The 17,520-nt window shown below is 61.7% G+C and carries 16 protein-coding genes; 7 read left to right on the top strand and 9 right to left on the bottom strand.

Going from position 1 to position 17,520, the window contains the following annotated elements; all coding sequences use genetic code 11:
* Positions 1–11 precede the first annotated feature (11 nt).
* From H0O21_RS05815 to H0O21_RS05805, 3 genes are all read left to right on the top strand, one after another.
* Positions 12–1,238: an LL-diaminopimelate aminotransferase gene (locus tag H0O21_RS05815; protein ID WP_185190902.1), complete on the top strand. Its 1,227-nt coding sequence runs from the start codon at positions 12–14 to the stop codon at positions 1,236–1,238.
* 41 nt (positions 1,239–1,279) lie between these two features.
* Positions 1,280–1,594, top strand: a complete 315-nt coding sequence (gene clpS / locus H0O21_RS05810) for an ATP-dependent Clp protease adapter ClpS (RefSeq protein WP_185190716.1) — start codon at positions 1,280–1,282, stop codon at positions 1,592–1,594.
* Between the two features lie 74 nt (positions 1,595–1,668).
* Complete coding sequence (locus H0O21_RS05805; RefSeq protein ID WP_255441160.1) at positions 1,669–2,475, top strand: CPBP family intramembrane glutamic endopeptidase; 807 nt, start codon at positions 1,669–1,671, stop codon at positions 2,473–2,475.
* Here the strand turns inward: H0O21_RS05805 and H0O21_RS05800 are convergent.
* Complete coding sequence (locus H0O21_RS05800; protein ID WP_185190715.1) at positions 2,418–4,022, bottom strand: photosystem II high light acclimation radical SAM protein; 1,605 nt, start codon at positions 4,020–4,022, stop codon at positions 2,418–2,420. The genes H0O21_RS05805 and H0O21_RS05800 overlap by 58 nt on opposite strands.
* 176 nt (positions 4,023–4,198) lie before the next feature.
* Between H0O21_RS05800 and psbA the strand changes: the two genes are divergently transcribed.
* Positions 4,199–5,278: a photosystem II q(b) protein gene (gene psbA / locus H0O21_RS05795; protein WP_007100687.1), complete on the top strand. Its 1,080-nt coding sequence runs from the start codon at positions 4,199–4,201 to the stop codon at positions 5,276–5,278.
* A 90-nt stretch (positions 5,279–5,368) separates the two neighbouring features.
* Here the strand turns inward: psbA and H0O21_RS05790 are convergent, their stop codons facing one another.
* Both H0O21_RS05790 and H0O21_RS05785 read right to left on the bottom strand, forming a co-directional pair.
* Complete coding sequence (locus H0O21_RS05790) at positions 5,369–6,160, bottom strand: HAD-IIB family hydrolase (protein WP_370523093.1); 792 nt, start codon at positions 6,158–6,160, stop codon at positions 5,369–5,371.
* Between the two features lie 2 nt (positions 6,161–6,162).
* A complete protein-coding gene (locus tag H0O21_RS05785; RefSeq protein WP_255441158.1) occupies positions 6,163–7,905 on the bottom strand; it encodes an alpha-amylase family glycosyl hydrolase in 1,743 nt (580 codons plus the stop codon).
* Between the two features lie 67 nt (positions 7,906–7,972).
* On the opposite strand from H0O21_RS05785, the gene H0O21_RS05780 reads away from it, so the two are divergent.
* Together H0O21_RS05780 and aroC are read left to right on the top strand one after the other, a co-directional pair.
* Positions 7,973–9,256 carry a glycosyl transferase gene (locus H0O21_RS05780; RefSeq protein WP_185190712.1) on the top strand — a complete coding sequence of 428 codons (1,284 nt, stop codon included), beginning with the start codon at positions 7,973–7,975 and terminating at the stop codon, positions 9,254–9,256.
* 37 nt (positions 9,257–9,293) lie between these two features.
* Positions 9,294–10,385, top strand: a complete 1,092-nt coding sequence (gene aroC, locus H0O21_RS05775) for a chorismate synthase (protein WP_131455957.1) — start codon at positions 9,294–9,296, stop codon at positions 10,383–10,385.
* A gap of 3 nt (positions 10,386–10,388) precedes the next feature.
* Here the strand turns inward: aroC and H0O21_RS05770 are convergent, their stop codons facing one another.
* The 5 genes from H0O21_RS05770 to H0O21_RS05750 all read right to left on the bottom strand — a co-directional run bounded on the left by H0O21_RS05770 (position 10,389) and on the right by H0O21_RS05750 (position 15,827).
* Positions 10,389–11,111, bottom strand: a complete 723-nt coding sequence (locus H0O21_RS05770; RefSeq protein WP_185190711.1) for a hypothetical protein — start codon at positions 11,109–11,111, stop codon at positions 10,389–10,391.
* 39 nt (positions 11,112–11,150) lie between these two features.
* Positions 11,151–11,855, bottom strand: coding sequence for a bifunctional 4-hydroxy-2-oxoglutarate aldolase/2-dehydro-3-deoxy-phosphogluconate aldolase (locus H0O21_RS05765; protein ID WP_185190710.1), 705 nt, complete (start codon positions 11,853–11,855; stop codon positions 11,151–11,153).
* Positions 11,830–13,680, bottom strand: coding sequence for an ATP-dependent zinc metalloprotease FtsH3 (gene ftsH3 / locus H0O21_RS05760; RefSeq protein WP_131592900.1), 1,851 nt, complete (start codon positions 13,678–13,680; stop codon positions 11,830–11,832). Before ftsH3 ends, H0O21_RS05765 begins: the two co-directional genes overlap by 26 nt.
* A 46-nt stretch (positions 13,681–13,726) precedes the next feature.
* Positions 13,727–14,896, bottom strand: a complete 1,170-nt coding sequence (gene sat / locus H0O21_RS05755) for a sulfate adenylyltransferase (RefSeq protein ID WP_185190709.1) — start codon at positions 14,894–14,896, stop codon at positions 13,727–13,729.
* Between the two features lie 106 nt (positions 14,897–15,002).
* Positions 15,003–15,827 carry a photosystem II manganese-stabilizing polypeptide gene (locus H0O21_RS05750; protein ID WP_131455947.1) on the bottom strand — a complete coding sequence of 275 codons (825 nt, stop codon included), beginning with the start codon at positions 15,825–15,827 and terminating at the stop codon, positions 15,003–15,005.
* A 117-nt stretch (positions 15,828–15,944) separates the two neighbouring features.
* Here H0O21_RS05750 and H0O21_RS05745 point away from each other — a divergent pair, with 117 nt between their 5' ends.
* A complete protein-coding gene (locus H0O21_RS05745; protein ID WP_370523092.1) occupies positions 15,945–16,262 on the top strand; it encodes a hypothetical protein in 318 nt (105 codons plus the stop codon).
* Here the strand turns inward: H0O21_RS05745 and coaBC are convergent.
* Entirely contained in the window at positions 16,235–17,506 is a 1,272-nt protein-coding gene (coaBC, locus tag H0O21_RS05740; protein WP_255441157.1) for a bifunctional phosphopantothenoylcysteine decarboxylase/phosphopantothenate--cysteine ligase CoaBC, read from the bottom strand. The two genes, H0O21_RS05745 and coaBC, sit on opposite strands and share 28 nt — an antisense overlap.
* Positions 17,507–17,520: the final 14 nt, after the last annotated feature.

The following is a 17,520-nucleotide window of genomic DNA, read 5'->3' as shown; positions in this document are numbered from 1 at the left end:
TTCGTTTTCCCGTGGTTCTGGTCAACAGCAATTACCTCAAACTCAAGGCCGGCTACCTGTTTCCGGAAATCGCTCGTCGGGTGAAGGCCTTCAGCGAGGCAAACCCTGAGGCGGCCCTGATCCGCCTGGGGATCGGCGATGTGACCGAGCCTCTGCCCCTTGCTTGCCGGGAGGCAATGAAGGCCGCCATCGATGCAATGGGAACCAACGCGGGATTCCATGGCTATGGCCCGGAGCAGGGCTATGGCTGGCTGCGCGAAGCGATTGCCAAGCACGATTTCCAAGCGCGCGGCTGTGCGATCAGCGCTGAGGAAATCTTTGTCTCCGATGGCTCCAAGTGCGACAGCAGCAACATCCTCGACATCCTCGGCAGCGGCAATCACATCGCCGTCACCGACCCGGTGTACCCCGTCTATGTCGACAGCAACGTGATGGCGGGCCGCACCGGAGAGGCCGGTGACAACGGCCGCTACGGCGGACTGACCTACCTGCCGATCAGTGCCGACAATGGCTTTACAGCTCAGATCCCTAGCGAGCCAGTGGATCTGATCTATCTGTGCTTCCCCAACAACCCCACTGGGGCGGTGGCCACCAGGGCTCAGCTCAAGGCCTGGGTCGACTATGCCCGCGCCCATGGTTCCCTGATCCTGTTCGATGCGGCCTATGAGGCCTTCATCCAGGACCCTGAACTCCCCCATTCGATCTACGAGATCGAAGGCGCCCGTGACTGCGCCATCGAATTCCGCTCCTTCTCGAAGAACGCCGGCTTCACCGGAACCCGCTGCGCCTTCACCGTGGTGCCGAAGGGATTGAAAGGCAAGGCCGATGACGGCTCCGAAGTGGAGCTTTGGGGCCTTTGGAACCGCCGTCAGAGCACCAAGTTCAACGGCGTCAGCTACATCATCCAGCGTGGTGCTGAAGCGGTGTACTCCGACCAGGGCCAACAAGAGATCAAGGCACTGGTGAGCTTCTACATGGAGAACGCCGCGATCATTCGCCGGGAACTGAGTGCTGCAGGCATCGAGGTGCATGGCGGTGAACATGCTCCCTACGTCTGGCTGAAAACCCCGGCTGGGAAGGACTCCTGGGGCTTCTTCGACCACCTGCTCAACAAAGCTCATGTGGTGGGTACCCCTGGCAGCGGCTTCGGCGCCGCCGGTGAGGGTTATTTCCGACTCTCCGCCTTCAACAGCCGCGCCAATGTGGACGAAGCGATGGCGCGCATTCGTCGTCTGTGACCGTGTCGGTTTTACATTGCCCAGAGCCGAGATCCTTGGTCATGGTGGTGAACACCTCCAGCCCCAGCCCCGGCGGCGCCGCCGTGATCGAGAAGCAGAGCGAACGGGTGCGCAAGCGCTCGCCCCGCTACAAAGTGCTTCTCCACAATGACCCGGTCAACACCATGGAATACGTGGTGACGACCCTGCAGCAGGTGGTGCCGCAGCTGAGCGAGCAGGACGCCATGGCTGTGATGCTCGAAGCGCACAACACCGGGGTTGGCCTGGTGATCGTCTGCGATCTCGAACCGGCGGAGTTTTACTGCGAAACCCTCAGGGCCAAAGGGCTGACCAGCACTCTGGAGCCAGAGAGCTGAGCACTCCAGCCCGCCGGTCTGTCGCTGCCCGCTGGCAGGACTGGCTGCGGCAGCGCCGTCGCTGGCTACCGACCGTGCTGTTGATTCCAGCCCTCTATGGCCTGGGCTGGCTTCTGATCCAACCGATCAGCTGGCTCTTCCCGAGCATCCCGCTGGCCTCCAGAGACCTGATGGGCACCCTCGTCAGCGAACTGCTGTTTCTGCTGGTTCTGCCGAGTTGGGTGCGCATCCGTTGGGACAGCGCCCATCCCTGGCAAACCCTGGGCGTTAGGTCGTCTCAGCGCAGCGAAGGGCCAGGTGCACGACTCCGCGGCGGCCTCGGCTGGGCCTTCGCTCTGCTGCTGTTGATCACAGGGCTCAGCCTGGCGGGTGGCTGGGGTCAGTGGCTGGGGGATCTAAGCCTCGCGGAGCTCCTGAATGCCGTAGTGCTCTGCCTTGGGGTCGGCCTGGCGGAAGAACTGCTCTTCCGAGGCTGGCTCTGGGGAGAGCTCAACCACCTCATTGGCCCGCGCTTGGCCCTTCCGGGTCAGGCGCTGATCTTCAGCCTGGTGCATACCCGCTTCAACCTTGGCTTCTGGCCGATGCTGGGCTTGCTGATCGGGCTGTTTCTACTGGGGATAGCCCTGGCAACCCGCCGGCGGCTCGATCAGGGATCTCTCTGGGGGTGCGTCGGCCTCCACGGCGGACTGGTGGGTGGCTGGTTTGCCCTGCAGTCGGGACTGATTCAGTGGTCTCCCCTTTCACCGCAATGGCTGACAGGTCCTGGTGGCAATCCCCTCGGCGGAGTCGTCGGAATCCTGGCCCTCAGCGCCCTCCTGGTGCGTCAGCTCACGGCTTTAGCCAAGGCGGCCCGTCCCTCTACCGGCGCGCGCAGCGCTTGATCCAACGGCGCAACGCCGTAATCACGCTCCAATAGATCCATCACCGTGCGACCGAAATCTCCTGGATTGCGGTCAAACGCTTCAAGACAGATCCTCCCGAAGGTGCTGCCCATCGGCTCCGGATTCCAGAGCAGCTTGCGCGCCGTCCAGGGCATCATGCTCATTGGGTTGTAGCCAGGTTTCAGCAGCCCCTGATCAAAGCCGTACTGCTCTAAGTGGGTGTGGGGCTGCAGGCCGATGAAGAAGATCGCGGGCTCCACCCTGTCAGCCCCGAAGATCCGCTCCAACTCGCGGTGATACGCCACGGTCTGACGAATCGTCTCCGGGCGTTCGTCGATCACGTTGAAGGAGTAGTTCACCGACACGTGATCGCGGAAACCGGCTGCTGCCAACATCCGACAGCTCTCGAGCACGGTGCGCAGGTTGTAGCCCATGCGCATCTTGCGCACGAGTTCCTGGGAGCCAGAGGTGATGCCGATTTCGAAGTAGCTCATCCCGGTGGCTACCATCAGCTCAGCGAGCTCGGCATCCAGGTTGTCGGCACGGATGTAAGCCGCCCAGCGGATGCCGGTGAGCCCCTCGGCCTTCACGGCCCGAAGCAGCTCCTTGGCATCGTCGATGTAACGCCGGGCTGGAATGAACTGGGCATCGGTGAACCAGAAACCGCGCACACCTCGGTCGTAGAGCTGACGCATCTCTGCCACAACCTCCTCCACAGGGTTGAGGCGCACCTGCTTGCCCTCGACCACCGTGTAAACACAGTAGCAGCAGTTATGGGGGCAGCCCCGCTTGGTCTGAACGCCGACGTAGAAGTCGCCTCCGTCGAGATACCAGTCGAGCTGAGGCCAAATCGAAGCGATGTACGCGTAATCGCAAGCCGTCTTCGGGCGACTTTCAGGCTGTTCATGGATCAGTCCTGGCCGGGGGGGCTCACCAACGACGTAGCAGCGTTCGCTTTGCAGCGAATGCCCGAGCAGAAGCTTTTCCAGCAAGGGTTCACCCTCGCCGAGGGAAACGATCGTGCCCTTAGGGAGGGAACGGCCAAGCTGCTCATAGAAAACACTGACGGCGCCACCACCAAGCACGGCCCGGGCCGTCGAGCGGTGGCGCTGAGCCCGCGCTAGTCCCCGACGCACAAGGCGCTGGTTACGCCAAAGCTCCCCGTAGTGACTCGCCATCAGCCGGACGCCACCCAGGGCACCTCGCAGACGCTTCAGCGGATTGCGCGCGTAAAAAACCTCGAAGGAGTTCTGAAGAGGGTTGCCTCCGCGGCCATCAACGGGGGCGTAGATCTGAATATCGCGCCACGAGAACACCAGCAACGTCGGCTGGAACTGGTCGATGACAGCCAGCAAGACGCGCTCCACATCCAGCACCGGCAAAGCGGCTAGATCGAGGATCCGCTGAGGCAGGCCAGGGAAACACTTGTGGAGGTGATCGGCCAAATAGATCGGCCCGATCGGAAAGATGGGGTTGCAGGGCAATCGCACCAGCAGCACGCGCTCACCCGCAGCGGGGGGCTGAAGCGCAAAGGGTGACAGCGACATGGATCGGCCCATTGGCAGGACGCTAACAACCACCGAGGCCGCAACGCCCCTTCAAGCTTCTTCACAACAGCTTCACAAAGCCGTCGACACACAGCTCAATGTTCCGTTACAGTCGTGCGTGGCAGGGCATCCCTGCCCTTCCGTAACCGCTCTTCGGAGCATCTTTTCCCGTTCTCATGACCACCACCATTCAGCAGCGCTCCGGCGCCAATGGCTGGCAGTCCTTCTGCGAGTGGGTCACCTCCACCAACAACCGCCTCTATGTGGGCTGGTTCGGTGTGCTGATGATCCCCACCCTGCTGGCTGCCACCACCTGCTTCATCGTTGCCTTCATCGCAGCTCCCCCCGTCGACATCGACGGCATCCGTGAGCCTGTTGCTGGCTCCCTGATCTACGGCAACAACATCATCTCCGGTGCTGTTGTTCCTTCCTCCAACGCCATCGGCCTGCACTTCTATCCCATCTGGGAAGCGGCCTCCCTCGATGAGTGGCTCTACAACGGCGGTCCTTACCAGCTGGTTGTGTTCCACTTCCTGATCGGCATCTTCTGCTACATGGGCCGCGAGTGGGAACTCTCCTACCGCCTCGGCATGCGCCCCTGGATCTGCGTTGCTTACAGCGCTCCTGTGGCTGCTGCTTCTGCTGTGTTCCTGGTGTACCCCTTCGGTCAGGGTTCCTTCTCTGACGGCATGCCCCTCGGCATCTCCGGCACCTTCAACTTCATGCTGGTGTTCCAGGCTGAGCACAACATCCTGATGCACCCCTTCCACATGCTGGGTGTGGCTGGTGTGTTCGGTGGCTCCCTGTTCTCCGCCATGCACGGCTCCCTGGTGACCTCCTCCCTGGTCCGCGAGACCACTGAGAGCGAGTCCCAGAACTACGGCTACAAGTTCGGCCAAGAGGAAGAGACCTACAACATCGTGGCTGCCCACGGTTACTTCGGTCGCCTGATCTTCCAATACGCCTCCTTCAACAACAGCCGCAGCCTCCACTTCTTCCTGGCTGCCTGGCCTGTGGTCGGCATCTGGTTCACCGCCCTGGGCGTCAGCACCATGGCCTTCAACCTGAACGGTTTCAACTTCAACCAGTCCATCCTTGATGGTCAGGGCCGCGTCCTGAACACCTGGGCTGATGTGCTGAACCGCGCCAACCTCGGCATGGAAGTGATGCACGAGCGCAACGCTCACAACTTCCCCCTCGACCTGGCTGCTGCTGAGTCCACCCCCGTGGCTCTGCAAGCTCCCGCCATCGGTTGATCTGGAATCAACAACAGGTTCAGGTCAACTGAACCGGAAAGCCCCCTCTTCGGAGGGGGCTTTTTGTTGTGCGCTTCTTGGCTTGGACACTCAGGCTGCAATCACGCTGCGCACGGCTAACGCCCACCCAGTTGCGTGGGGTGCTTCCGCCAGCAGGAAGCGGCCTGAATCGAGAGCCTCAGCGAACACTGGATGAGGACCCGCTGGCCCGGGGACAACAACGGAAACATCCGCTGCATTCAGAAGCGGTAAATCGTTTGGGGAATCCCCAAGGGCCAAAACCTTGGCCCTGGGGGGCTGCAGGTGATCCTGCAAAGCGCGTAGTGCTCGCCCCTTGCTCACCCCCGCACCCAGCAGGTGCCCCATGCGGTTCCCCTGCACCACCGCCACACCAAGAGACTGCGCCAACTCCGACAGACGCGCGCGCTCATCCTGCGGTGGCGGAACAAACGGGAGACTCCAGCTCCGGCAACAGGCCAGACGCAACGCCTCCCCCTCCAAACCAAGCAAAGCGCGGGCTTCCATGCCTGAAAGACCATCAATCGCTGGCAACGATGTGCCGAGACGATGCTCCAGCTCGAGCAACACGGGCCGCAGATCAGCTGCAGGCACGCCCAGCGCCAAGGTCCAAGGCTGGCCATCCATGGACTCGCCATGCACGGCCCCACCGTTCTCAACGATGTAGGGATCGTGCAGACCAGCCTCCGCTCGAAAGAGGCGCACCTCCTCAGCCGTCTTACTGGTGCAAGGGATCAGAGGGATCCCTCGATCCTGCAACCAGCCAATCGTCTCCCGAGCAGGCTGCCAGTCGTAGCGATGGTCCATCAAGGTTCCATCGAGGTCGCTCACCACCCACCAAGACCATGACGAGGAGGCAGGCATGCTCATGCTGTCGTGAACCAGTGCGCTGCAAAAGGTTCCAGATCAAAGGCCTGTTGGGCCTCGGAAAAGGTCTGACCGGAGAGCAAATCCTGCCATCGGGACCCAGGAGGGGTAGCGATCAAAGCGCGCAAGGGAACACTCAGTCGAGCATCACTGAAATTGTGAACAGCAAGCAGCGTTTCTGCTCCTTCGCCCCGCTGAAGGATCACCAAATCGGAACGCCCCTGGCTAAGCACGTGCATCGGTGCCCAAGGCTGTAGGGCTGGTTGCTCAGCTCGCACCTTCATCGCCTGACGCAGAGCGAACAACACCCTGCTGGCCTCAGTCGTTGGGTCAGCGAGAAGCCGCTGCAGGTGATCCACTGAATACCGCGTTCGGTGGAGATCGCGCCGATGGCCCGTGCGCCGAAACGAGGCGCGATCGTTTGGACTGGCCAGCAGCGCCGGAAGGTAGAAGGCGGGCACCCCCGGAAGGGCGAGCACAAGCAGCTGCGTCAGCAAGAAACGCTGACGCTGCAGGCGTGAGGCGTCGATACCAGCATCAGCCATGGCGCTCCACCAGCTGATGTTGATTTCATAGGGCACCTCGCGACCGTCCTCAAGACGGCGGTGGCTCACCAGCCCGCCTCGCTGCTCACACTGCTGCAGGAACTGCAGCAATCGATCAGGCTCCATCAAGCCCTCAAGGGGGCGCAAACCGATTCCGTCATGACAGGCGCTGAAATTGAGCATGGACGTATCCGGCGGAAGCTGAGGCCAACGCGCTAACCAGCTGTTGAGCAGATCAGCCCGCCGACTGAGGCTGGCCTCTAGCAGCAAGGGCGGCAGTGGAAAGTTGTAGGCGAGATGGGCTTCAGTCCCAGATTGCAGATAAGAAAGGTTCTCCTGCTCAGGAACATTCGTCTCTGTCACCACCACCCCGTCCACACAGCGCGCCTCCAGCAGGAGCCTCAGGATCTCCACCAACCGATGGGCCTGAGGACGGTGGATGCAGTCGGTGTGGGGCTCTTTCCAGACAAAACCAACCGCATCCAGGCGCAGCCAGCCGACGCCATGGCTGCAGAGACGTTCCAAGAGACGGTTGAAGCCAAGCAGCACCTCCGGATCCCGCCAGTTCACATCCACCTGATCGGGCCCAAACGTGGTCCAGACCGTTTCCGGCCCATGATCCGTCGCCAGGGTGGTGAACAGCGACGAACTGCGTGGACGCACCACTCGATCCCAGCAGGGGTTGGGTGAAGCGGCCAGAACACAGCGCGCGGAAGGTTGCGCGCCACGCAGAAAACCCCGAACCCAGGGATGGGAGGCGGACACATGGTTCAGCACGAGATCGGCCATCAAGCAACGCCCGTTGGCAAGCGCCGCCAGATCACTCCAGGAACCGAAGCGATCCTCCAGCTCCTCATGACTCGAGACGGCGAAGCCACCATCACTGGTGGACCTCAGAAACGGCAGCACATGCAGAACCGTGGCGAGGGGGGCGAGATGATCGTCGATCAACCGCTTCAAGCTGCGCAGGCCAGGCTCACCCTCCGCCGTCACCGCATCGGCGTAGGCGATCAAGACACACGTGGCACCGTTCCAGCGGCGTTCGGCAGCAATCTCGGCATGGCCATTTCCTGACGCCACTCGGGAATGCAGCAATTGCGACGACAGCGTCTCGAGTTCTTCCGAAGAATGCTGGTCGTAGAGATCCGCGAGAAGCGATGGCAACGTTTGATGCTGCATCCGCTGCTGCTGCTGCATCGATCCATCGGCAACTGCCCCAGGTATGGGACAGCGCTCTACGACCTGTTGTCGCATTAATCACCACATGGATTTTCAGCAGGGGTTGATCGCCACCATTCATGACTACGGGCTTGGCAATCTGGATCTTCCCGGCTTCCGGCGCCAGCTCCAGCAACGCCCTACAGTCCTACTGATCCCCTGTCTGATGGAGGAATTCAGCCGGCCGGCCCTGGGCTTGATCCGTGACGTGCTCGGGGAACTGCAAGGGCTCCATGAACTGGTGATTGCCCTTGCAGCAGACAGCCCGGAGGATGTCGCCGCAGCCGAAGCCTTCTTCAGCGGCATGCCCTTCCCGGTGCGTGTGCATTGGACCAATGGACCAGCCGTTCGTGAATTGCTGGAGTCGATGCGCGAGCTGGGCCTCGACGTCACTGGACCGGCAGGTAAAGGCTGGGCTGTTTGGCAGGGTCTGGGGGTGGCCTGCCGTCAAGCGGAGGTGATCGGCCTGTTTGATGCCGACATTCGCACCTTCTCTCCGGCCTACCCCGAGCGAATGCTGAGGCCACTCCTGGACCCTTCCCACGGCGTGGCCTATGTCAAAGCCTTCTACAGCAGGCTCTCCCTGGAAACACAAGCCCTGCAGGGACGTGCGACACGGCTGTTCGTTGGTCCTCTGCTGGCGAGCCTGGAACAGATCTTCGGGCCACTGCCTTATCTGCGCTACCTCCAGGGCTTCCGCTACCCGCTCGCAGGTGAATTCGCCTTCAGCCGCGATCTGGCCATGAACCTGCGGATCCCCTCCGACTGGGGGCTGGAGATCGGTCTTCTCTCTGAGGTTTATCGCCACGTGGCGTCCAGCCGAATCGCCCAAGTGGACCTGGGACTGTTTGATCACAAACACAAAACCCTTGGTGCCACCCCTGCGGAAGGACTGCAGCGGATGGCGGCTGAAATCCTGCGCACCGTGCTTCGCGGAGTCATGGAGCATGAAGGACGCAGCCTGGCGCCGGAAGAATTAGCCACCCTCGAAGTGCTGTACCGCAGGGTGGGAGAAGACCGGGTGCGGCAGTTCGGACTGGATTCAGCGATTAATCGTCTTCCCTACGACCGCCACAGCGAAGAGCTCGCGCTCCAGAGCTTTGCCACTCTGCTGAAGCCTGGAATCCACCAGCTGATGGAGACGCCAGTCGCCCATCAGCTCCCTAGCTGGTCGCGTCTGGTCAGCTGCACCCATGGGTTGCAAAACGATCTGGCAGCAGCTGGATCAATCAAGAGCTCCAGCATCACAGCCCTGCATCAACGGCCGACCTTGCGCCATCGTCCCGCCACAGCTCGACGCCCTCGGCCTGCCGCCGCACCCGCAGCCTGAAGACGAGTCTTTACGCTCTTGCTAGCAAGGAGCCCCCATGGGCAGCAGTTTCGGCGATCTCTTCCGCATCAGCAGCTTCGGTGAATCCCATGGGGGAGGCGTCGGCGTGATCGTCGATGGCTGCCCACCGAGGCTGGAACTGGATCTTGAGGCCATCCAAGCGGAGCTCGACCGGCGTAAACCGGGGCAGAGCAAAATCACCACGCCGCGCAAGGAGGACGACCGGGTCGAGATCCTCAGTGGACTGCTGGATGGCGTCACCCTTGGAACACCCATTGCCTTGGTGGTGCGCAACAAGGACCAGCGTCCGCAGGACTACAAGGAAATGGAAGTGGCCTTCCGGCCCTCCCATGCCGATGCGACCTACCAGGCGAAATACGGCATCCAAGCCAGGAGCGGTGGCGGTCGCGCTTCGGCGCGGGAAACCATCGGTCGCGTGGCCGCCGGCGCGATCGCTCGTCAATTACTTCGCAAAACCCATGGAACGGAAGTGATCGCCTGGGTGAAACGGATCCATGATTTGGAGGCAAGCATCGATCCTGCAAGCGTTCAGGCCGATGCGGTGGAGGCCAACATCGTTCGCTGCCCTGATCCGCTGATGGCCGAGCGGATGATCGAGCGGATCGAGGCGATCGGACGGGATGGCGATTCCTGTGGCGGCGTGATCGAATGCATCGTGCGCCAGCCACCTGTGGGGCTGGGGATGCCGGTGTTCGACAAGCTTGAGGCCGACCTGGCTAAGGCGGTGATGTCGCTACCCGCCACGAAGGGATTCGAGATCGGATCGGGCTTCGCCGGGACTCTGCTCAAAGGCAGCGAGCACAACGATGCCTTTCTGCCCACAGACGATGGTCGCCTGCGCACTGCCACCAACAACTCCGGTGGGATCCAGGGAGGCATCAGCAACGGCGAACCGATTCTGATCCGGGTGGCCTTCAAACCCACCGCCACCATCCGCAAGGAACAACAAACGATCAATGCCGCCGGCCAGGCCACGACCCTGGCTGCAAAGGGACGGCACGACCCCTGCGTGCTGCCAAGGGCCGTACCGATGGTGGAAGCGATGGTGAATCTGGTGTTAGCCGATCACCTCTTGCGCCAACAGGGTCAGTGCAGCCTGCTGGCGTGACGCTTAGCTACGGGCCGGAGAATTGATCCCGTTGCTTCCAGCGGTGGTCGACAGCAAGCTGCCGCCGCTGGCCAGACGCCCCGCTGCCTTGGCCATGCGCTTGGCCACCGAGGTGCTGGTGCTGCCTGCCGCAGCCGTTTTGCGGGCGCGACGAGCGGGCCTGGGTTTGGAAACGACGGTTGTGGCTGTCGCCGCACCTGATCTGCCCACACCAGCCTTCTGCGCGACAGCCTTCCGCGCAACAGCCTTCTTCACGACTGGTTTCTTAGCGACTTGTTTCTTCGCAGCAGTCTTTGCAGCAGTCTTTGCAACAGCCGACTTTTTGGCCGCTGGCTTCTTGGCAGTCACTGTCTTCGCGACGGATGTCTTGGCGACGGATGTCTTCGCAACAACTGTCTTGGCAACAGCTGTCTTCGCCGATCGCACGGGAGAAGACTGTGCTCGGGCCCGGTGACTGAGCACCATCACCCACTCTTCATCGGTGAGCGATGAAGGTTTGCTGCCATGGGCATTCGCAAGCTTGGCTGCCTTCTCAATGTCCTGAATCAGATTCGTCCAGGACGTCGCGAAACGCTTATCGGACTGAGAGCGGGCACCACTCTCGACAAGAGATTCCACGACACCTGCAGCAGTGACCTTTTTGCGGCGACGGTTGAAGATCTCCTTCTGAAGTTGAGCGATCAGAGCATCGGCCTTGTCGCTCAATTTGATCGACAGCTGAGACATGAATCCACAAATACCTATCTCATCTGTAGCATCCGGGACTCAAGTCGACCAGCGATTGCTTTCCAGCCATGCATGCAGCACCGGGTCGAGGCAATCAGCGTGGATCGCCGATCGACCCAACGCAATAGCGTCATAGCCGGCATGCAACCAATCGCTCAGCTGATTCACGCGCAGCCCACCGGCTGCGACCATGAACGGCAAGGCCCCCATGGGAGCCGACAACTGCCGGTGGTAGTCAATCCCCAGTGCCGCTGCGGGGAACAGTTTGACAAGTCGGCAGCCCTGTAAAGCAGCACGGTGAATCTCCGTGGGTGTCATCACACCAGGAACGAGCACCTGGCCGAGGGCGCGGGAATGGGCGATCAGATCGTCATCAAAACAAGGAGACATCGCATAAGCGAGCCCAAGCTCGGCCGCACACTCCAATCCATCCCTGGAGACGATCGAGGCAGCCCCGAGGGAAAAGGCCGGAAAGCGGTGCTGAATTGCCTGGATCAGCTCCGGCCAGCGTGGGTGCCGACTCCAGGCAACCTCCACATGATGAACGCCATGGAGGGCGAGGCTTTCGAGCAGCCTCCACAACGAACCAGCCTCAGCCAAGGGCCGATTGAGATCTGTTTCTTGAGGGCGAACCACCATCAGAAGTGGTTGCCGCCGCAACGAGGCGATCAGATCAACCTGCCGGCTCTGCCAGCAGCTGACCTCCCCGACACCAGGGTCAGACGTACTCAGCGACCCGCACATCACGACGGATCAGCAAGTCCTGCAGATCCTCCGCATCGACCGTCTCCTTCTCAACAAGCATGTCGGCCAGTTCGTCGAGAACAGAGCGGTTGTCGTTCAGCACCTTGGTGGCGCGACGATAGGCAACCGCAACGAGATCAGAGACCTCTTCATCGATCGTTGCCGCAGTGTCTTCCGAGAAATCACGCTCGGCGGCGATATCGCGGCCGAGGAACATGCCTCCCTGGGCACGACCAAGAGCCACCGGGCCGAGCTTGTCGCTCATGCCGAAACGCGTGACCATCTGGCGAGCCACCTGGGCGACCTGTTGAAGGTCATTGGAGGCACCGGTGGTGACTTCGTCTTCGCCGTAAACGATCTCCTCAGCGACACGACCGCCTAAGGCCACAGCCATCTGATTCTGCAGGTAGGCGCGGGAATAAAGGCCGGATTCCATGCGCTCCTCACTCGGGGTGAAGAACGTCAAACCACCAGCATTACCGCGAGGAATGATCGAGATCTTCTGCACCGGGTCGTAGTCGGGCATCAGGGCGCCAACCAGAGCATGACCAGCCTCGTGATACGCAACAAGGCGCTTACGACGCTCGCTCATCACCCGGTCTTTCTTCTCCGGACCAGCCATCACACGCTCAATCGCGTCACTGATCTCGTCATTGCTGACCTCGGTGAGTTCACGACGGGCCGCGAGGATCGCCGCTTCATTGAGCAAGTTGGAGAGGTCAGCGCCGGTGAAGCCGGGAGTACGGCGGGCCACTTTGTCGAGATCGACGTCCTTGGCGAGGGTCTTGCCACGAGCATGAACCTTGAGGATCTGCAGGCGACCGTTGTAGTCAGGGCGATCCACCACAACCTGACGATCGAAACGACCTGGACGCATCAGAGCGGCATCCAGCACATCCGGCCGGTTTGTGGCGGCCACAATGATGATCCCGGTATTGCCCTCGAAACCATCCATTTCGGTGAGCAGCTGGTTGAGGGTCTGCTCGCGCTCATCATTGCCACCGCCGAGACCTGCACCCCGCTGACGCCCAACGGCATCGATCTCGTCGATGAAAACAATGCAGGGAGCATTCTTTTTCGCCTGCTCAAACAGGTCGCGCACGCGACTGGCACCAACGCCGACGAACATCTCGACGAACTCGGAGCCGGAGATCGAGAAGAAGGGAACCCCTGCTTCACCGGCCACGGCCTTGGCTAACAGAGTCTTACCGGTGCCGGGAGGACCGACCAGCAGAACGCCCTTGGGAATCTTGGCTCCAACTGCAGTGAAGCGGTCGGGATTCTTGAGGAAGTCGACAACCTCGGTGAGCTCGAGCTTGGCCCCTTCAATGCCAGCCACATCACCAAAGGTGATTTGGGTGGAGGGTTCCATCTGAACCCTGGCCTTGCTCTTGCCGAAGTTCATGGCGGGGTTCCCGCCACCACCACCACCCTGGGCGCGGCGGAACAGGAAGAACAAGCCACCCAGCAGCAGCAGGGGGAAGACCAAACTGCCAGCCGCCTGCTGCCAGGCACCTGGCTGACGGGTGGGCTGCACTGCGATATCGACGTTGTGGTCGGTGAGCAGCTTGAGCAGATCCTTATCGGGGGCGAGGTTGACCTCAGCGCGTCGTCCGTCGTTCTCCACCACCTGCGCGGTGCCCCGATCGGGAGAAATCAGCACACGACTGACTTGGTTCTCCTGAACCGCCTCCACGAAGTCGCTGTAACGAAGGGTGCGGGCAGCAGTGGCTGGATCAGGACGATCCAGAAACGCCGTACCAACGACGATCACCACCACCACCAGGAGGACATAAAGCCCCACGTTGCGCCAGCGCTTGTTCAAGGTTGTCTTGCCTCTGATGAAGGAATGTTAATGGGATCCTGAGGACTTAGGCGGCCCGAAGCACGTCAACAACGCTACGGAAGGCGAACCACTCGGGGATTTCCTCACCGCTGCGGAGCATCTTGCGGAACTGGGTGCCGCTGAGCTTCTTCACATGCAGGCCTCGAGCCTCGGCATGTTCGGCGGTGACGTATCCCTCCTCTTCGGTGTAGACGAGGTTGAGAGACGGAACCGTTTCCATCATCAGTTCCTCTGCACACTCCTTGGCAAAGTTCTGGGCGTCGTAAGGGCCATAGAAGTCATCACCGGTGAGTGAGGACTTACAGCCAGCCATATCCCGACCAATGATGAAGTGGGTGCATCCGTAGTTGCGGCGGATGATCATGTGCTGAAGGGCCTCGCGGGGGCCAGCCATATGCATGGCATAGGGCAGATAGGCCCAGCGGATGCTGTCGTTGTTCACCTCAGCGGCGAGGCGCTCATAGGTCTGAAAGCGCACCACACCAGGGATGTCGTCCTGCTGGGTGGGACCGCAGGTGGGATGCACCAACACCACAGCGTTCTCACTCACGTTCTGGGCATGAAGCGCACGGGTGAAGAGCTCGTAATGGGCTCGGTGGATCGGGTTGCGGCACTGAAACGCCACCACGTCCTCCCCGTTAGGCAGCCCGGCGCGAACTTCCGCCGGGGTCTTGCAGGGAAACACACGCTTGGGCAGCTCCAGGCCCTGGATCAAACCGCCGAGATAAAACCGCTTGCGCTCCATCGTGATCATGCGCACGGCGGGGTGCTCGATGGAGGTGGTGCCGTAGCAACCCTTGGCCTCAACCACCTTGTCGGGCTCCCACTTGTCCTCAACCGTGAGCACCGCCAGGTCCTGGCCCTTGTAGGTCAGCAGCACCTTGTCGCCGACAGCAACATCGTCGCGATCGGTATCCATCACGATCGGCAAACCGAAGAGATAGCCAGAGGTGGTGCGATGACCCGCCACCACTGCGTCGTAGTCGGCCTGATGCATGAACCCCCGCTCAGGGGAGAAGCCACCGACCACAAGCAATTCCACATCGCAGGCATTGCGGTCGGAACACTCCAGAGTCCGCGTGGCAGAAGCCTTCAGGGCAGCCCGCTCCGCCTCCGGAACCATCAGGTCCACCAGAGTTCCCCCGTAGGGAGCGATCACGCCGGAGGCCCGGGAGGGGGAGGAGGTCGCGGTCATGGCAGGCCTTGGCTGGATTCAGACAACGGCGCGATTCTCCCAGATCGCACAAAAAAGGGGGGCCTTGCCCCCCCGATCCGTCGCTGTGATGGAAGCGGTCAGCCGATCAGGCCTCTTCGAGGCGACCGAAGAGCTCACCACTGATCTTCACGTCAACAGGCTCCTTACCACCCATGTCGGTGTCAGAAGGCTGGATCGCCGTGAACACGCCAGCGAATTCGCCGGTTTCGCTGTCGACCTTGGTGATCGAGAGGCTCATCTGGCCGGTGCCGTCGATGTAGCGCTTGACGTTTTCACCCTTCAGCTCGTCGTCATCTCCCCCGAGGGCCACCAGACCCTGGGCGTACTCCACGCCGGTGGTCAGGGCGCGACCCTTGGGATCGAGGAAGTTGCTGGTGCGGTAGCTAGGGGTGCGATAAGCGCCTTCGAAATCGGTGCTGGTGTTGAGAACAGCACCGTCAGCCTTGGCCTGGAGATTCTTGCTGGAGAAGGTGAAAGGCACCTCTTCTCCGCCAGGAAGCAACACGGTGATCGGCTGGAAGTCGATGCCACCCTCTTCGCTGAAGCTGAGTCCATCGCTGGACACCGTCAGGGTGCCGTAAACCTCATCAAGGCTTGAGGTGTAGCGGGTGAGGATTTTGCCCTCGACGAACTGAGCTTCCTGACGCTTGTTGGTGGGCTCGCCCTTCACGAACACCTGGGAGGGGTGCAGGCAGATGCCACGCAGCTCATAGGAGCCACCAGCATTGAGGCTGATCGAGCCGCGAGCTGAATCAGAAAGGGTCGGGCAATCATTGGCTTTGCCCGTGTTGACGATGTCTTCGTAACGGGTGGCATTGGTACGGTCCACCGCTTGGGCATCACCACTGCATGCGGTGACCAGGGTGAGACAGAGAGCCAGCACCAAGGCCAGCAGAGGACGGATGCTCATGGAAGAAAGCCAAAAGGCCAGACGATGACGGTATCCACCGATCAGGCGGATCCTACAGGGGTTAAATCCTGGAACCGGCTAGCCTTTTGCAGCTCTCAACAACCCGTCGCGAACCGCGTGTCCAGCACCTACCCAACCATGACGAAGGGAGACCTGCAGGAGAGGCTCAGCCCCCTGCTGTCGGCGCTGGAAGGCCTAGCCGCTGAAGAGAATGGCGATCCGGAGGCTCTGCTCGAAATCCTTCGCAGCCTCGAGGCTCTGCATCGAACGATCCAGGAGGGGCCCTTCCGAAGCAGCCTTCCGGAAGACCGCAACAAGCTGTTTAGCTTCCTTCAGACCCTGGAGCGCAGTGGCGGCTGGCCCTACATCCCCCGCCTGCAACTGAAGACCTTCATCGCCCTCCTCGATCAGGATTCCGCCTCGATTGCAGCCTGAATCAGGCTGTCCAGCAGCTGGTGGGCCAGCCGTAATTTGCTGGTGACCGGCAACTCCTCCACCCGATCCTTGGGCAAGAGCAGCCAGCCACCATTGTTGACCGCACCAAATCCCTGGCCGGGACGGTCCACCGGATTGGCAAACAGCAGATCACAACCTTTGGCTTGACGTTTGCTCCGGGCCTGCTCGAGCAGAGCCGATGGCTCACCACTGAGGGCGGCGAATCCCAGAGCCACCTGGCCAGGGCGACGGGTTTGCATCAACCCTGCGAGCAGATCTGGCACTGGCTCTAGATCCGCCAACAGATCGGCGACCATCTCCTGCTTGGGCAGCTTGACGCCGGAGGGGCCACCGCGTCGACGCCAGTCAGCAACAGCGGCCGCCATCACCAGGGCATCGGACGAAGGCCAGTGCTGCCCTAGGGCCTGCTCCATGGCGAGGGCACTGGTCACTGGATGACAGGCAATCCCCTCCAGCCAGGCGTGCGGCACATCGAGGGGGCCATGCACAAGCGTCACCTCCGCTCCGCGCAGGCGAGCTGCCTGGGCGATCAGCACGCCCATCCGACCGCTGCTGCAATTACTGATGAACCGCGCTGGATCCAGCTGCTCCCGCGTGGGGCCAGCTGACACCAGCAACCGACGGCCAGACCAATCGAAAGACAGCGTCCCGCCGGCAGCCTGTTGTTCCAGAACACTGGAGGCCGCAAGCTCGATCAACGCGGGGTCGGCCATCCGCCCATCGCCGATCCGATCACAGGCGAGCAGGCCGGATTCCGGACCCAGAGCCAGCACCCGGGGATGGGCCTGCAGCTCCTGCCAATTGCGCTGCACGGCCGGGTGCCTCCACATGCCGGTGTTCATGGCCGCGGCCGCGAGCACGGGACGCTCCGTTGCGATCAGGACCCCAGCCAGCAGTCCCTCTGCCAGCCCCTGGCTCCAGCGGGCCAGGCTGGTGGCGCTCAAGGGGGCAACGATCACAAGATCGGCCCATTCCGCCAGGGCGATATGGAGGGGCCTGGGTTCTGCAGGGTCCCACTGGTCTTCATCCTGATAGCAACGATGGCGGCTGAGGCTGGCCAACGCCGTAGCGCTCACGAGGCGTGAGGCACTGGGCGTAATGAGGCAGCGCACCTCGGCGCCGGCCCGAACCAGGGCACTCACCAGCAGGGGTGTCTTCACCGCTGCAATGCTTCCGCTGGCAGCGACCAGAAGACGCTTTCCCTGGAGAGGCGAGGAGGTCACGCCATCAGTGCCAG

The organism is Synechococcus sp. HK01-R (assembly GCF_014217855.1).
GTDB lineage: Bacteria > Cyanobacteriota > Cyanobacteriia > PCC-6307 > Cyanobiaceae > Synechococcus_C.
The sequence above is the reverse complement of the archived record's forward strand: the minus strand, read 5'-3'. Positions and strand labels throughout refer to the sequence as shown.

Bases quoted from the DNA above. Each gene is read 5' to 3' on its own strand.
- H0O21_RS05790 (WP_370523093.1), bottom strand. From the start codon at position 6,160: ATGCCTGCCTCCTCGTCATGGTCTTGGTGGGTGGTGAGCGACCTCGAT.
- sat (WP_185190709.1), bottom strand. From the start codon at position 14,896: ATGACCGCGACCTCCTCCCCCTCCCGGGCCTCCGGCGTGATCGCTCCC.
- H0O21_RS05770 (WP_185190711.1), bottom strand. From the start codon at position 11,111: ATGTCTCAGCTGTCGATCAAATTGAGCGACAAGGCCGATGCTCTGATC.
- H0O21_RS05780 (WP_185190712.1), top strand. From the start codon at position 7,973: ATGGATTTTCAGCAGGGGTTGATCGCCACCATTCATGACTACGGGCTT.
- H0O21_RS05800 (WP_185190715.1), bottom strand. From the start codon at position 4,022: ATGTCGCTGTCACCCTTTGCGCTTCAGCCCCCCGCTGCGGGTGAGCGC.
- clpS (WP_185190716.1), top strand. From the start codon at position 1,280: ATGGTGGTGAACACCTCCAGCCCCAGCCCCGGCGGCGCCGCCGTGATC.
- H0O21_RS05750 (WP_131455947.1), bottom strand. From the start codon at position 15,827: ATGAGCATCCGTCCTCTGCTGGCCTTGGTGCTGGCTCTCTGTCTCACC.
- H0O21_RS05785 (WP_255441158.1), bottom strand. From the start codon at position 7,905: ATGCAGCAGCAGCAGCGGATGCAGCATCAAACGTTGCCATCGCTTCTC.
- aroC (WP_131455957.1), top strand. From the start codon at position 9,294: ATGGGCAGCAGTTTCGGCGATCTCTTCCGCATCAGCAGCTTCGGTGAA.
- H0O21_RS05765 (WP_185190710.1), bottom strand. From the start codon at position 11,855: ATGTGCGGGTCGCTGAGTACGTCTGACCCTGGTGTCGGGGAGGTCAGC.
- psbA (WP_007100687.1), top strand. From the start codon at position 4,199: ATGACCACCACCATTCAGCAGCGCTCCGGCGCCAATGGCTGGCAGTCC.